The following is a 14,663-nucleotide window of genomic DNA, read 5'->3' as shown; positions in this document are numbered from 1 at the left end:
GGACCTCGGCCTAATCCTCATGGACCTCGATGGCGATGCCGCGCCGTCTTGCGACATTCACATTTGCCGAGACATAGCCGGCGGGATTGCCGCAATCATAGACATGGCCCTGGAACTCGCAGGCGCGAACCTCCTGGTCGTCCATCAGCTTCACAATGGCGTCGGTCAGTTGAATCTCATTGCCGGCGCCGCGCTCCAACGTCTCGATTATGTTGAAGATTTCGGGTTGGAGAATGTAGCGCCCCGACACGTAGAGATTGGATGGGGCGGTGCCCTTTTCCGGCTTCTCAACGATGGCGTTGATCAGAGGGCCGTCGCCCTCCAGCGAGACGATCCCGTATTTATGCGTGTCGGCCGGATCGCAGGACATCACGGCGATGATATTGCCGCCGGTCTCGTCATACATCTCCACCATTTCTGCAAGACATCCTCTGGCGCCGACCTTCAGCATGTCCGGCAGAAGCACGGCGAAAGGCTCGTCGCCGACGAGTTGGCGGGCGCTCCAGATGGCATGGCCGAGACCCTCGGCCCGCTGCTGCCGCACAAAGGAGACGGATCCGACGCCCGGCACATCCGACTGGAGGCGATCGGCCAGTTCGTTCTTTCCGCTTTCGCGAAGTGTGCGATCCAGCTCGAAATGCTCGTCGAAATAATCCTCGATCTCGCCCTTCTGACGCGACGTGACGATGGCGACGTGCTCGATGCCGGCCTCAAGCGCCTCGGCGACGATGTAATGGATAAGAGGACGGTCGACGACGGGCAGCATTTCCTTCGGAATGCTCTTGGTTGCCGGAAGCATGCGGGAGCCGAAACCGGCTGCGGGAATGATCGCCTTGCGCAATTTGCGGGCTTCTGCACCATTCGACGCCATATGTTTTAGTCTCCCCTTGAATAACAGTCTTGATCGCGTTCTAAACTATAGGCACCGATCGCAGGCCTCCAAGTCTGAAGCCTTTCACCTTTTTGAAGTTGGTGCGCCATTCGAAAATGTGTGAAACCCGCACTGCCTTAATCCTGTTTAAGGTCGGATGGGCCGCTTGGCGACTAGTCACAGCATGTAGCGGGGGTGTGGATGCACGATTCGATGGGCTGCCTTGCGGCCAAATTGTCAAATTACGTTCTTTTGACTGAACGGGATCTTGCGCATCTGGCATTGCTCGAGCGTGAGGAACAGACGTTTCAGCGCCATTACGAGATCGTCGCCGCCGGCGAGCCGCTGAAAAACCTCTACATCGTCAAGGAAGGCTGGGCCTACTCCTATGTCGATACGCGCGATGGCCGCCGCCAGATCGTCAAACTGCACATGCCGGGCGATCTGATCGGTTTCGAAAGCCTGCCATCGGCCACTGTGGCTTGCAGCGTTCGCAGCGCGAGCACGGTCGTACTTTGCCCTTTCCTGCCAGAAGCGCTGCAGATGGTCTTCAGCAAGGCGGAGCGCCTGGCCGCCATTCTATTCGCCATGTCGTGCCGCGATCAGGAGAGCATGGTGAGCCGTCTGCGCGCCATTGGCCGTATGGATGCGCGCGAACGCCTCATTCAGATGCTGCTCGACACAATCAACCAGATCCGTCTCACCGATGCGGACGTCAAATGGCCGTTCACGATACCGCTCTCGCAGACGGAGATTGGCGACTATGTCGGCCTGACCAATGTGCACGTCTCTAAGACGCTGATCCGGCTTGAGCGCGAAGGTCTGATCGCCCGCTCGGATGGCTACCGGCTGGAGATCCTGAACGAGGCCGCAATGGAGCGGATCGTCGACTACGAAAATTATCACCGGGCCCTCGATACGAGCTGGTTCCCGGAATACTAGACTGTGAAGACCCAGTTTGGCGTATGTTGATATTGTATAATGATAAATTTCAATTTCGATTGTAGCTCGCCCAGTCGTAAGCCCGTACGTGAGAGGCGAAGATGCAGCTTCCGATGCTGTATCGTGAGGGTAGCGGATCGAAGCGATGTTCCAGGGAAAACGATTTCTCGTTCTTGAGGACGAACCGCTGATCGCGCTCGATATCGCCACGGAGATCGAAAGCCTCGGCGGGCAGGTCGTGGCCGATCTGCGTTCGGTTGCGGCGGCCGAAAAGGCGCTGGAGACGATCCAGTTCGATGCGGCGATCCTCGATCACAAATTGTCGGACGGCACCAGCAAGGCTATCGGCCTGGCCCTGCACGACAGGGGCAAGCCCTTCGTTTTCTGTACCGGCGGCATGGACAGCGATGTGACGACAGGCGTTTTGGCGGATGTAACTGTCTGGCAGAAGCCGTGCGACTGGCCGGTGTTGCTTCGGCGGTTTGCGCAGGAGATCGTCGAACCGGAACGCGCTGCGGGCTGAGCTTCTGTCAGGCCGGTATCGGCGTATCGCACTTGCATTCTCGGCGTTGAGAGAAGAACCTTGCTGCCCATGTTGGAGCGCGAGGAGGCGGCGCGATGGAAAGAGTGCTGGGTGAGCGTTGGTCGACCGGACTGGACGATATCGGCGTTATGGTAGCTGATCGGGCCACGACCATCTTGCCTGCTCCGGTGGCCGGTCTTGTCGGGCAGATCTGGTGGCTGCTTCTCATCGTCTTTCTCTTCTCACTTGCAATCGGCTGGAGGCTCGGCGCGCCGGGGAGGGGACGGTGAACGTCAGTTTACCCTTTCTGCAAGCGCTGATTCTGTTTGTCTGGGTCACGCTGCTCGGCATCGTTTTGGGCTGGATTCTTAGACGGTTCTTCGCCCTGTTCCAGCGACGTACCGCGCCGAGGCCGACGGTTGATGCGGTATCGTGTTCGACCGAGGTCGAGACATCGAGCCCCGCCAGGTCGGTCAAAGATGAGGTGGTGGAAAATGGCTCGGCGCAAGGCGAGATTGATGGTGCCGATAGAAAGGGTGCCGCATTCGAGCGGTCTGATCCGCGCCTTCCGGTCCGTCTCCGCCTCACCGAGGATCGTCTGGCGGATATGGCGCGCTCGGCCAGCGCGCTGGCCATGGCAAGTGCTGCAAATGGTCCACCGCCGTCCTTGCCGCCGCTGACGTCCGATGAGCGTTGGCGGTTGCAGGTCGCGTCCATGCCCCCGGTCGAGGCTGTAGAAGGCTGGCCGGCAAGGGCGACTGACGATCAAGGTCCAAACGCGACCGATTGGCGGGCCAAACGCCCTGCCCATGGAGATTATGCGCCGTCATCCACTGAGGCACGGGTATTCCGACCGCTCGACCCGGCGATCGCGGGTGCCGTTCTCGGTGCCCAGGCGCTGCCCGACGACGGTCAACGGCCCGCTGTCGTCAGCATCGTGCCTTCCGGAACGACGCGCGATACCTCGCCGTCTTCTGATGCGGCTGCTGTGAACGAAGCGACAAACGCACGTGAGCCGCTCGATCTGCCTGCGTTGAACACCGCACTGTGGCGTGGTCGCGCCGCGACCGAGGGCAAGGCCGCTCCTTCACTTCCGCCATCAGCCACGGATGAAGCGATGCGGCTCCAAATTCGGCCGCGAACTGTTGAAGACAGTCCGTCGAGCGACATTTATGCGAGCGATCCGGCGAGCCTGACCGCATCCAAGGGTGCGGAGAGCTGGCGTCCTTCGAAAAGAAGCGAGGCGCGTTCGGAAGTGAGGCCGCCGTTTCGCCCGATTGGCGATGTTGATGCGTTGGTGCGAACAAAATGGGGCGTCTCGCCTCCATCTTCCGGGACATTGGATAAGAGCGTGACTGAAGACAGTAAAGACGACCCGATCCTGAATATGGACCATGAGATTCCGAAGGGGCGACTATGGGGCCCAGCTGTCGCGATGCCCCTGCCGTCTGCCGTCGCTGCTCAAGCATTGGGCCGAAGTGCCGGTTCGCCTTCGCACGGAGAGGTGATCGAGGATTTCGATTCCGGCGATCCTTCTGCATTCCAGGCTGATGGAACCGCCTTCGCAATCGGTATGGATGATGAGGCGCGACCTGAGCGTCTTGCCGGGGCAGTCGAAAAACTTGCCGAAGAAAGCGAGCCGGCCGAGGAAGATCGGCCGGTCCCGCGGATCGAGGAGAGCGAAATGCGGCGGGTCGCATCGGAGGATGAGGCCCTTTCTGATGACAACCAGGCTTCTTCTCAAAGTAAGACGGTCCTGTCACCCGGACCGAGCGACGAGGATGATGAAACCTCTATCGAGGATGGGTTCGAGCCGATCCTCCGGGACAGTCATGATCGAGGTGCCGCGCCTGTCGGATCGGGGCAGCCGGTCGACGGATCGGAATGGCTTGATATGCCGCCGCCGGTCGATAGGACCAATGAGGCGGTGCCGTCCGATCCTCCCGCGGGGTCGGCGCATCCGCATGGGTCGGATGATCTCAGCCGCATCAGGGGCGTAGGCCCGGCGACAGAGCAGCGCCTGCATGAACTCGGCGTGACGAGCTACGCGCAGATTGCGGCCTGGGGGCCGGATGAGGCGGCGTGGTTCGGCGAGCAGCTTTTTTTCCCTGGTCGCGTGGAACGGGAGAACTGGATCGAACTGGCGCGCGAATTGATGAACGAGGGAAGCGACCAGGGCTGAACCGCTCGATCTGAAACCAATGTCAGAGTGCGCCGACCGTCTCGTTGTGGCGGGTCTCCGCCTCGTCGAAAAAGGCGGCGATCCGCTGAGGCAGGTCGCCGGTTTCCAACAGAACCGGGTGTCCTTGTCCTGATACGGTAATAGTTGTCATGTCGGGGTCGGCCTCCTGCATCTGCTCCAGCGTCGTAGCCTCCAGCAATTCCGAATTCCCGCCACGGATGACCATTAGCGGCATCGCAGCGAGGCTTTCGAACTGGTCCCACAAGGGCGGAAGCGGTTTGCCGGGTTCCCACGCTTCGAGGGTCTTGAGCAGGTCGAGGTCGAAATCGGAAACGAGCTTGTCGTCCTCCGTCCACCGCATTCCGGCGAGGCCGAAACGCCTGAAATCATCGTCGGGCACCGCAGAAAACGCATCGCCAAGCGCCTTGCGCATTCCAGGCAGAACGGCGTCCTCGTCCACTTCCCGTCCGGCGCGGGACAGATAGTTCTTGATATGGGCAAGGCCTTTCAGTCCGATCACCGGGCCGACATCGTTCAGCACGCCGGCCACCATGGCGGTCGGCCGCATGGCGGCAAGAACGTGCATGACCATCCCGCCGCGCGAGGTGCCGATAAAAAGCGCGTCGGGAAGCCCAAGCGCCGTCATGCCGGCCAGAACGTCGCCGGCTTCCACGATGATATTGTAGTCTTCCCAGTTCTCGCTGGGCCGGGATAGGCCGCGTCCGCGAAAATCGAAGGCAAAGATCTGCCGGCCCTCGCCGGTTTCCATCAGGATTTTCGCAAGCGCGGTGAAATCGCGGCTGTTGCGGGTCAGGCCCGGTAAACACACCACCGGCAGGCGGCCGGGAACTGGCGCGCCGAAGATACGAACGGCAATCTCGGTGCCGTCCGGTGCGCCGAATCGGCGCACTTCGCCTTCGTGGCCGAGGGCTTCATCATCGATCATCGCCGCTATCCCTTTTCGGTTTGTTCCGATCAGAGGATAGGCGTGAACACGGGAAATTCCAGCGCTACCGGGTGAGATCGGCGGCCGGGTTCACCGTTCCGGTCAGCCGCATGCGATAGACCTGGTAGTTTTCCATCACGCGCTGCACGTAGCCTCGCGTCTCCGTATAGGGAATGCGTTCGACCCAGTCGATGACAGCCTCCACACTCTTGCCGCGCGGATCGCCATATCTCTGCACCCATTCGGCAGCCCGGCGCGGACCGGCATTGTAACCGGCGAAGGTCAGGATCATCGAACCGTCGAATCGGTCGAGCTGTTCGCCGAGATAATGCGTCCCGAGAATGGCGTTGTAAGCCGGGTCGCTCGTCAGCCGTCGCGAATTATAGGCAAGGCCGGCCTTGCGGGCCATCTGCTTGGCCGTGCCGGGCATTAGTTGCAGAAGGCCGCGCGCTCCGGCATGGGAGACCGCGCCGGCGTTGAACTCGCTCTCCTGGCGCGCAATGGCGTAGGCAAGAGCCTTGTCCGAGCCGCCGATCTGCGCCTGGGCTGGGATCGCGCCGATGGGATGAGCGAGCGCACCGATATCGAGCCCGCGCGATGCAGCAATCTTGCCGACCTTGAGGCCCATATAATGGCCCTTGCTGCGCTCGGCCTTGACGGCGAGAAGAGCAAGCTCGCCCGGGCTGGTCAGTTCGCGCGCCAGATCGAAATAGAGTTGGCGAGCGCGGTGCTCGTGCCCGGCGGCCTCCAGACGTTGAATGGCCTGCACGGCGTGGCGTTGGGAAAAGCGTGCCCGGTCGGCGTTCGATGGTTTCGGGAAATCGACGCTCAGGCGGTTTCGGCCGAGCTTGGCTGCTGCGAGCTGGCCGTAAAATGCCACATCGTAACGGGCAGCTTGGGCGTAATATTCCTGCGGGGTACCGCCGCCGCCGGCTTCCGAGGCGCGGCCCATCCAGTAATAGCCACGCGCCCGCGAGATCGGTCCTTCGGCGCGCAGCAGGATGTTGCGGAAATGGCTCGCGGCCCGTTTCGGCTCCTGCAGAAAACGTAGTGCATACCAACCGGCGTGGAAGGATGCGTCGATACGGGTGCGTGGCTTGCCGCCGCCATGCTCCGACACCACGCGATAGGCGAGGGCAGGCTGTTTGATATCGAGCAGTTCGCGCGAAAGCACGCGCCGCTCGAACCACCAGGCTTCCGGGTCGATACGGCCGGATTTCTCCGGTGCGGCGAGCAGGGTTTTAGCGGCCTCGTGATATTTGCCTTGCCAGCGCAGATGCCGGGCCTTGGCGAAATAGAACGCGTCGCTGCGCTCGCTCTTCGGAACGGCCGACAGCCGGCCCCACGTATCCTTTTGCTTGCGGGTCACGGCTGCGAAGGCGGCATGAAGGCGCGCCCGTCCGCACGGCCCGGCCACTCGTTCCGCGCTGCGGATGCGATCTTTGTAGAGCATGGCTTCCATCCGGTCGCAGTGAGCGCCCCGGGGAATGATCGCACCGTATCGGCGCAAAATAGCGGCCTCGTCCGCGGCATCGAGCTTTGCCGTCCGCCATAGCGGCGTTATGGCGGCGGCTGCTCCGGATTTGTTGCCGAGCGCCAGTTGCGCATTGGCCAGCGCACGCGCGCCTTCGATCGTCTCCGGCTGGCTGTTGCCAAAAGCGGCTACGATGGAACGCGGGGGATGGTTCTCGGAAGCAAGCGCCCGTTCGGAATTTTGGCGAAGTGTCTTCATGCCGGGCCAGTCCGGCAGTGTGGCGGCAGCCGCCGCGATCTCGCCCGACGGAATGTTCTTGCCGCCATAGAAAGCGACGGCCCAGCTCATGATCTCTCGGTCGAGCCCCGTAAGGCTGTCGCGGATGGCGCGCGCCTGGTCCCACCGGTCCGCCGTGATCGCGTCGAGCCCGGCCTTCAGCCGCGCGGGATTGTAAGCGGAGGGGGCTTCGGTTCGCGGAGGAATGGCCGAGGTTTCCTGCGCCAGCGGCCCCGATGGCGCTGCGGCGAACAGGACGGACAGAACAACACTGGCGGAGAGAAGAGAACGCAAACGCATGATCGCTCCAGTTAAGCGGAACAGGGGGACTCGAGCCGGCCTCCGCGCGATGGCGCATGTCAACCAGCCTACATTAGCGCACAACAATACGGTGCGACAGTGAAGTCCGGGTTAATGAAATCTTGCGCCGGCCGATCCAATTCGATCCAATGGACAGCATCACTTTCCGCATCGCAGGAGGCTTGCCGCGCCAAGGGCTGCAAATTATGGTGCGCCGCTTCTGACCGAGGCGCGAACCCCTCGCGCCCGCCCCGCCATCTGGAGATGATCATGTTGAGAGGATCGCTGCCCGCGCTCGTCACCCCATTCACGCGCGATGGAGCGGTCGACGAGAAAGCGTTTGGCGAGTTCGTCGAATGGCAGATCGGCGAAGGAAGCGATGGTCTGGTGCCGGTCGGCACTAGCGGCGAAAGCCCGACGCTGACCCATGACGAACACAAGCGCGTGATCGAGATGGCCGTCGAGATCGCCAATGGCCGTGTGCCCGTGGTTGCCGGCGCCGGGTCCAACAACACAGCCGAGGCTATTGATTTCGCGCGATTTGCCGAGAGCGTCAAAGCCGACGCCGTTCTCGTCGTGACGCCTTATTATAACAAGCCGAACCAGCGGGGCCTCTACGCCCATTTTGCGGCTATTGCCGAAGCGGTTTCCATTCCGATCGTGATCTACAACATTCCGGGCCGGTCGATCGTCGACATGACGCCGGAGACGATGGGCCGTCTCGTCCACAATTTCAGTAACTTCATTGGTGTGAAGGATGCGACAGCAAAGGTGGACCGGGTGAGCGAGCAGCGAGCCGCCTGCGGCAAGGATTTCATTCAGCTCTCCGGCGAGGATTCCACTGCGCTTGGTTTCAACGCCCATGGCGGCGTCGGCTGCATTTCGGTGACGGCCAATGTCGCCCCGGCCCTCTGTGCCGAATTCCAGAAGGCAACGCTTGCCGGCGACCGGAACAGAGCGATCGAATTGCAGGATCGGCTGATGCCGCTCCACAAATCGCTCTTTATCGAGCCCAATCCGACCGGCGCGAAGTATTGCCTTTCCCGGCTTGGCCGGATGCAGAATGTCGTGCGTTCGCCGCTTGTGACGGTGGACGAGGATACAGCAACCACCCTCGATGCGGCCATGCGCCACGCCGGCCTCTTGAACTGAGCGCCGGGCGACCAGACCTAGAGGCATGGCAAAAAAGAGCGACCCCAACAGCCGGACCATTGCGGAAAACCGCAAGGCGCGGTTCAACTATCAGATCGAAGATACGATCGAGGCGGGCCTGGTTTTGACAGGCACCGAGGTCAAGAGCCTGCGCAATGGCGAAGCAAATATCGCAGAAAGCTATGCGTCCGAGGAGAATGGCGAGTATTGGCTGATCAACAGCTATATTCCCGAATACACGCAGGGCAATCGTTTCAACCACGAGCCGCGTCGTCTGCGCAAACTGCTTCTGAACAAGCGTGAAATGGCGCGCCTGGCCAAGGAGATCGACCGTCAGGGCATGACGGCGATTCCTCTGAAGCTCTATTTCAATGAGCGCGGCGTCGCCAAGCTCCTGTTGGGTATTGCGAAGGGCAAAAACGTGGCCGACAAGCGCCAGACCAGCAAGGAACGCGATTGGAACCGCCAGAAGCGGCGGCTGATGAAGGAGCATGGATGAGCGGTTTTAGAACCGCGGATCGCAAAGACGCTCCACTGCCTGTCGCCTACTGGTCGTCATATTCGTAATCGTCGGCGTCTTCCTCGACAGGATCGGGAGCATAGCGTCGCGGCAACCGGTCTCCGCTGCTGTCCCTTCCGATCTCGTTCTTCAAATCGGCAATGTCGAGAAAGTGGTCGGCCTGGCGCCGAAGGTCATCGGCGATCATGGGCGGCTGGCTGGACAATGTGGAAATGATTGAGACCTTGCGACCCCTGCGCTGAAGCGCTTCGACCAGACTGCGGAAATCGCCGTCGCCTGAGAAAATGACGTAGTGATCGAGCGAGGGCACCAGCTCCAGGGCATCGATCGTCAGTTCGATGTCCATATTGCCTTTGATTTTTCGGCGGCCCATGGAATCGGTGAACTCCTTGGCCGGCTTCGTCACCACGGTGTAGCCATTATAGTCCAGCCAGTCGATCAGCGGACGGATCGATGAGTATTCCTGATCCTCGACAAGGGCGGTGTAATAATAGGCGCGCAGCACATAGCCGAGCGACTTGAAATGCGCCAGAAGGCGACGATAGTCGATATCGAATCCCAGGGCCTTGCTGGTCGCGTAGACATTGGCGCCATCGATAAAAAGGCCGATCTTCTCTCTTTGGTCGAACATTTGAATACGTCCTGAAAAGGCTGAAGGCCAAAACGGCCGAAAAATCTAAAATCACTGAGAATGAACGGCCCTCCTCACAAAACGTTGCATTTGTCACATCTCTTCTTCGGCGCGCCTGCCGCCTTGGAATGCCTTGCGTTCGCCGCACTGTTCGGCTAAGGCAGCGCTTCATCAGCAGACAGGCACCGTCACTGAAAGGAACCCGGCATGGCCCGCGTGACCGTCGAAGATTGCATTGACAAGGTCTCCAACCGGTTCGACCTCGTTCTTCTCTCAGCCCACCGTGCGCGGTTGATCAGCCAGGGGGCTCCGATCACCGTCGACCGCGACAACGACAAGAACGCCGTGGTCTCGCTGCGCGAGATTGCCGAAGAGACGCTGTCGCCGGAAGATCTGCGCGAGGATATGATTCACTCGCTTCAGAAGCATGTCGAGGTGGACGAGCACGAGCATGCTGCCTCCGACGCGCTGATCGAGCCTGCCCGCGAGATGGCGGACGAAGAGGCCGGCCCCGATGTGAGCCGTGACGAGGTGGATGAGCCCGCCACCTTCGACCGGATGAACGAGGAAGATCTTCTGGCCGGTATCGAAGGTCTTGTTGCGCCGGAAAAGAGCGACGATTATTGAACGACGAACGCCTGCCGTCGGCCTTTACTGAAGCGCGTCCGGCCCATTGGTCGGGCGCGTTTTGCGTTGGGGTCTGCTAAAAAGGCGCGTATGTCGATGAGCGTTCAGGGAGCGGTGAAACCATGATGCGCCAGTACGAGCTTGTGGAGCGCGTTCAGCGCTACAAGCCGGATGTGAACGAGGCGCTGCTCAACAAGGCCTATGTCTATGCGATGCAGAAGCATGGCCACCAGAAGCGCGCGTCTGGCGATCCCTATTTTTCCCATCCTCTCGAAGTCGCCGCGATCCTGACCGATCTTCACCTGGACGAAGCCGCGATAGCCGTCGCTCTGCTCCACGACACCATCGAGGACACCGACGCAACCCGCCAGGAAATCGACCAGATCTTCGGCCCCGACATCGGCAAGCTGGTGGAGGGACTGACCAAGCTCAAAAAGCTGGAACTGCATTCCAAGAAGGCCGAGCAGGCCGAGAACCTGCGCAAACTGCTGCTGGCGATCTCGGACGATGTCCGCGTTCTTCTCGTCAAGCTGGCCGACCGGCTACACAATATGCGCACGATGGAGGCGATGCGGGCGGACAAGCAGATCCGTATCTCCGAAGAGACCATGGAGATCTACGCGCCGCTCGCCGGACGCATGGGCATGCAGGACCTTCGTGACGAGCTTGAGGCCCTCTCGTTTCGCTATATCAACCCGGTTGCATACAGAATGGTGACCGACCGGCTGACCGATTACGTTGCCCGCAACGCCGATCTGATCGAAACCATCGAGAGCCAGCTCGGCGAACGCTTCGAAGCGGCGCATATCCACGCCAGGGTGAAGAGCCGCCAGAAGACGGCCTGGTCCATCTTTCGAAAGATGGAGCGCAAGACGCTCTCCTTCGAGCAGCTGTCGGATATTTTCGGTTTCCGCGTCGTCGTCTACGACGAAAACGACTGCTATCGGGCGCTCGGGGCGATTCACCGCGAATGGTCGATGGTGCCGGGCCGTTTCAAGGACTACATCTCGACGCCCAAGCAGAACGGCTACCAATCGATCCACACCACCATTGTCGGCCCGTCGCGCCAGCGCATCGAGTTGCAGATTCGCACCGAGGATATGGACCAGATCGCCGAATATGGCGTGGCCGCGCATGCGGCCTATAAGGAGGGCCGCAAAGATCCGCTGGGCCAGAGTCATGCCTTCGCCAATCTACGGCGGACCATCGAGACGCTGGTGCAGGGCGAAGCGCCCGAAGAATTTCTCGAAAACACCAAACTGGAGCTGTTTCACGATCAGGTCTTCTGCTTCACGCCGAAGGGCCGGGTGATCGCGCTGCCGCGTGGCGCCACGCCGATCGATTTCGCCTATGCCGTGCATACGCAGATCGGCGACACGACGGTTTCCTGCAAGATCAACGGCGCCATCTCCCCACTGATGACCGAACTGGTCAATGGGGATGAGGTGGAGATCATCACCTCCGAAACGCAGACGCCACCTGCCGCTTGGGAGAACATGGTCGTGACAGGTAAGGCGCGTGCGGCCATTCGCCGCGCCACCCGTATGGCCATCCGCAAGCAGTATTCCGGCCTTGGCCGGCGGATCATCGAACGAGCCTTCGGCTATGCCGGCAAGGAGTTCTCCATTGAACTTCTGACGCCGCATGTTCATCGCTTCGGTCAGCGCGACCCGCTGGACGTTCTGGCGGCGGTCGGTCGTGGTGAGATTTCCTCCAACGATGTCATGAAGCTGGTTTACCCAGACTGGCAGGGAGACCGCGCCGCGCATCTGGACAGCAGCGCGAGAGATCATGCGCGTCCCCGCGATCGCCAAGGCTGGTTCGGCCTGTCCGCCGGGCCGGGCATGCTGTTCCACATGCCGCGAAACGGCCAGGGCGAAGAGAGCCACGAGGCCGGGACCGAGGGCGAAGCGGAGGGGCGCGACGCGCTTCCCATCCGTGGCGTGACCGGCGATTTGCCGGTCAGTTTCGGCGCGGCCGGTGCGGTGCCGGGCGACCGGATCGTCGGCATTCTGACGCCAGGCCGGTTGATTACCATCTATCCCATCCAATCCGACGCGCTGATCGCCTTCGAGGATCAGCCGGAGCGGTGGGTGGATGTGCGCTGGGATATCGACTCTGCGCTGGGCGAACGCTTCCCGGCGCGGATTGCCGTGACGCTCATCAACCAGCCGGGCTCGCTGGCGACGATCGCCAATATCATCGCCGATCTGGACGCCAATATTCACGAGCTCTCGATGACCCGCACCGCGACCGACTTCACGGAGATGCGGATCGACCTGGAGGTCTGGGACCTGAAACATTTGACGCGCCTGCAGCAAGCTCTGCGCGAATGCGACATGGTCAGTGACATTCGCAGACTTTTCGGCTAGCGCGGACGCGTTGGCAGCAGGAGGACAGCGATGGGTATGACAGTCGACGAAGTGCTGGACGTTTTCCGCCAGGCCGGGGCGGTCCTGGAAGGTCATTTCATCCTGACATCCGGTCTGCGCAGCCCTGTTTTCCTGCAGAAGGCGCGGGTCTTCATGCATGCCGACAAGACCGAGACCCTTTGCCGCGCCCTGGCCGAGCGGATCGGCGAGGCGGTGGAAGGCAAGATCGATTACGTCGTCGGTCCGGCGATCGGAGGGCTGATCCCAGCCTATGAAACATCGCGGCACCTCGGCGTCCCGGCGGTTTGGGTCGAGCGGGAAGATGGTCGGTTCCGCCTGAGGCGCTTCGAGGTGGAGCCTGGTTCACGGGTTGTGATTGTCGAGGATATCGTGACGACCGGCCTGTCCATTCGCGAGACCATCGAAGCTCTTCAGGCCATCGGCATCGAAGTGGCCGCCGCGGCCTGCATCATCGACCGCTCGGCCGGTAAGGCCGATGTGGGCGTGCCGCTCATTGCCCTTGCGGAATATGAAGTCCCGGCCTATTCACCAGACGAACTGCCCGCTGAACTCGCCGCAATACCGCCTGTTAAACCGGGTAGCCGCAATATCGGTTAACTGGCGCCCTGTCGGCCGTCTCGACCGGCCCGTTCGGGTTCTCGGAAGGAAATGTTCGCAGGGCAAACCTTCGAAGCAGACAGCATTTCGGTGCGTCAGGAATATTTAGAGAGATGCTGTTCAGACGACGTCGCGCAGAAACGGGGTGGAAGCGGTTTCGCATCGCCGTTTGGCCGCGGCGGTCCTGGTCTCGTTCGACATCCTACTTCGCCAAACGCGTATTGCGGCTGAGCGGCAGCCCTCATGCGATCGCCGCAGGTGTGGCGGCCGGCGTCTTCGCATCCTTCACGCCCTATCTCGGCTTTCACATCATCGGCGCGGCCGCCGTGGCGTGGCTGATTGGCGGCAATATCATCGCGTCGGCACTGGGCACTTTCGCGGGCAATCCGCTGACATTTCCGCTCATCTGGGCGACCACATTGGAAACCGGGCGCTATCTGCTCGGCTATAGCGCAGCGCCCTCGGACAGGTGGATCGGACGTCGGCTGATGCATATGGAATTCGACGCGCTTTGGCAGCCTCTTCTAAAACCGATGACGGTTGGCGGGTTGCTCTGGGGCGTTGTCGCAGCGCTCACCACCTATGCCCTGCTGCGCGGTTCGATCGCTGCCTTCCAGCAACAGCGCCGCCGACGTTTGCTGGAACGGGCAAAGGCGAGGGCGCGGCTCCAGGGCGAAACGCTCTCACGCCAAAAGAGTACAGCCGCGACATGATTATCGGCCTCGGATCGGATCTTATCGATATTCGCCGGATCGAGAAGGCGTTGAACCGGCACGGGGGCCGTTTCGAGGCGCGGGTCTTCACCGAGGTGGAGCGCCGAAAATCGGACCGGCGCGCGGAGCGGGCGGCATCCTACGCCAAGCGGTTTGCGGCGAAGGAAGCCTGCTCCAAGGCGCTTGGAACGGGCCTTCGGCAAGGGGTCTTCTGGCGCGATATGGGCGTGGTCAATCTTCCGTCCGGTCAACCGACCATGGCGCTGACCAACGGCGCGCAGGAAAGATTGCTGGCCATGATGCCGCAAGGCCACAGGCCTGCCATTCATTTGACCATAACCGATGATTTTCCTCTTGCGCAGGCCTTTGTCATCATCGAAGCCTTGCCCGAGGCCCAGGCCATGGGCCGATGACTGGCGCGGTTTCGGCGAGTATCGCAAGGTTCGATACAGTGGCCTGCCGCATTGCGGCCCGCGCTTTGGAACTGTAAAGACGAATCCGAATGGACGAAATACG

15 protein-coding genes are annotated in these 14,663 nt (G+C 61.2%); 11 read left to right on the top strand and 4 right to left on the bottom strand.

Features of this window, described 5'->3' with window-relative positions; translation table 11 throughout:
• Positions 1–10: 10 nt before the first annotated feature.
• A complete protein-coding gene (locus tag B7H23_RS14540) occupies positions 11–871 on the bottom strand; it encodes a UTP--glucose-1-phosphate uridylyltransferase (RefSeq protein ID WP_094078152.1) in 861 nt (286 codons plus the stop codon).
• Between the two features lie 201 nt (positions 872–1,072).
• On the opposite strand from B7H23_RS14540, the gene B7H23_RS14535 reads away from it, so the two are divergent.
• The 4 genes from B7H23_RS14535 (at position 1,073) to B7H23_RS14520 (ending at position 4,518) form a co-directional block, all read left to right on the top strand.
• On the top strand, positions 1,073–1,813 hold the full coding sequence (locus tag B7H23_RS14535) for a Crp/Fnr family transcriptional regulator (RefSeq protein WP_094078151.1): 741 nt from the start codon (positions 1,073–1,075) through the stop codon (positions 1,811–1,813).
• 145 nt (positions 1,814–1,958) lie between these two features.
• Positions 1,959–2,336 carry a response regulator gene (locus B7H23_RS14530; RefSeq protein ID WP_094078150.1) on the top strand — a complete coding sequence of 126 codons (378 nt, stop codon included), beginning with the start codon at positions 1,959–1,961 and terminating at the stop codon, positions 2,334–2,336.
• Positions 2,337–2,431: 95 nt separating this feature from the next.
• A complete protein-coding gene (locus B7H23_RS14525; protein ID WP_094078149.1) occupies positions 2,432–2,626 on the top strand; it encodes a hypothetical protein in 195 nt (64 codons plus the stop codon).
• Positions 2,623–4,518: a hypothetical protein gene (locus B7H23_RS14520; RefSeq protein WP_094078148.1), complete on the top strand. Its 1,896-nt coding sequence runs from the start codon at positions 2,623–2,625 to the stop codon at positions 4,516–4,518. Before B7H23_RS14525 ends, B7H23_RS14520 begins: the two co-directional genes overlap by 4 nt.
• 22 nt (positions 4,519–4,540) lie before the next feature.
• Here B7H23_RS14520 and B7H23_RS14515 read toward each other — a convergent pair whose 3' ends face one another.
• On the bottom strand, positions 4,541–5,464 hold the full coding sequence (locus tag B7H23_RS14515) for an alpha/beta fold hydrolase (protein WP_094078147.1): 924 nt from the start codon (positions 5,462–5,464) through the stop codon (positions 4,541–4,543).
• A 64-nt stretch (positions 5,465–5,528) separates the two neighbouring features.
• Entirely contained in the window at positions 5,529–7,514 is a 1,986-nt protein-coding gene (locus B7H23_RS14510) for a lytic transglycosylase domain-containing protein (protein WP_094078146.1), read from the bottom strand.
• 270 nt (positions 7,515–7,784) lie between these two features.
• On the opposite strand from B7H23_RS14510, the gene dapA reads away from it, so the two are divergent.
• On the top strand, positions 7,785–8,666 hold the full coding sequence (gene dapA / locus B7H23_RS14505) for a 4-hydroxy-tetrahydrodipicolinate synthase (RefSeq protein WP_094078425.1): 882 nt from the start codon (positions 7,785–7,787) through the stop codon (positions 8,664–8,666).
• 25 nt (positions 8,667–8,691) lie between these two features.
• Positions 8,692–9,165, top strand: coding sequence for an SsrA-binding protein SmpB (gene smpB, locus B7H23_RS14500; protein ID WP_094078145.1), 474 nt, complete (start codon positions 8,692–8,694; stop codon positions 9,163–9,165).
• Between the two features lie 46 nt (positions 9,166–9,211).
• Here smpB and B7H23_RS14495 read toward each other — a convergent pair whose 3' ends face one another.
• Positions 9,212–9,817 carry a LabA-like NYN domain-containing protein gene (locus tag B7H23_RS14495; protein WP_094078144.1) on the bottom strand — a complete coding sequence of 202 codons (606 nt, stop codon included), beginning with the start codon at positions 9,815–9,817 and terminating at the stop codon, positions 9,212–9,214.
• A gap of 207 nt (positions 9,818–10,024) precedes the next feature.
• On the opposite strand from B7H23_RS14495, the gene rpoZ reads away from it, so the two are divergent.
• The 5 genes from rpoZ (at position 10,025) to acpS (ending at position 14,560) form a co-directional block, all read left to right on the top strand.
• Positions 10,025–10,444 (top strand): DNA-directed RNA polymerase subunit omega, encoded by a 420-nt coding sequence (gene rpoZ / locus B7H23_RS14490; RefSeq protein WP_094078143.1) that lies wholly within the window; start codon positions 10,025–10,027, stop codon positions 10,442–10,444.
• Positions 10,445–10,566: 122 nt separating this feature from the next.
• On the top strand, positions 10,567–12,816 hold the full coding sequence (locus B7H23_RS14485) for a RelA/SpoT family protein (RefSeq protein ID WP_094078142.1): 2,250 nt from the start codon (positions 10,567–10,569) through the stop codon (positions 12,814–12,816).
• A gap of 36 nt (positions 12,817–12,852) precedes the next feature.
• A complete protein-coding gene (gene pyrE / locus B7H23_RS14480; protein ID WP_094078424.1) occupies positions 12,853–13,434 on the top strand; it encodes an orotate phosphoribosyltransferase in 582 nt (193 codons plus the stop codon).
• A gap of 113 nt (positions 13,435–13,547) precedes the next feature.
• Entirely contained in the window at positions 13,548–14,147 is a 600-nt protein-coding gene (locus B7H23_RS14475) for a DUF2062 domain-containing protein (RefSeq protein WP_094078141.1), read from the top strand.
• Positions 14,144–14,560, top strand: a complete 417-nt coding sequence (acpS, locus tag B7H23_RS14470; RefSeq protein WP_094078140.1) for a holo-ACP synthase — start codon at positions 14,144–14,146, stop codon at positions 14,558–14,560. The genes B7H23_RS14475 and acpS overlap by 4 nt, the downstream gene beginning before the upstream one ends.
• Positions 14,561–14,663 lie beyond the last annotated feature (103 nt).

The sequence above is a fragment of the Notoacmeibacter marinus genome (assembly GCF_002238045.1).
Classification (GTDB): Bacteria; Pseudomonadota; Alphaproteobacteria; order Rhizobiales; family Rhizobiaceae; genus Notoacmeibacter; species Notoacmeibacter marinus.
Note: the sequence above shows the minus strand (reverse complement) of the source record. Positions and strands in the feature narration are given on the sequence as shown.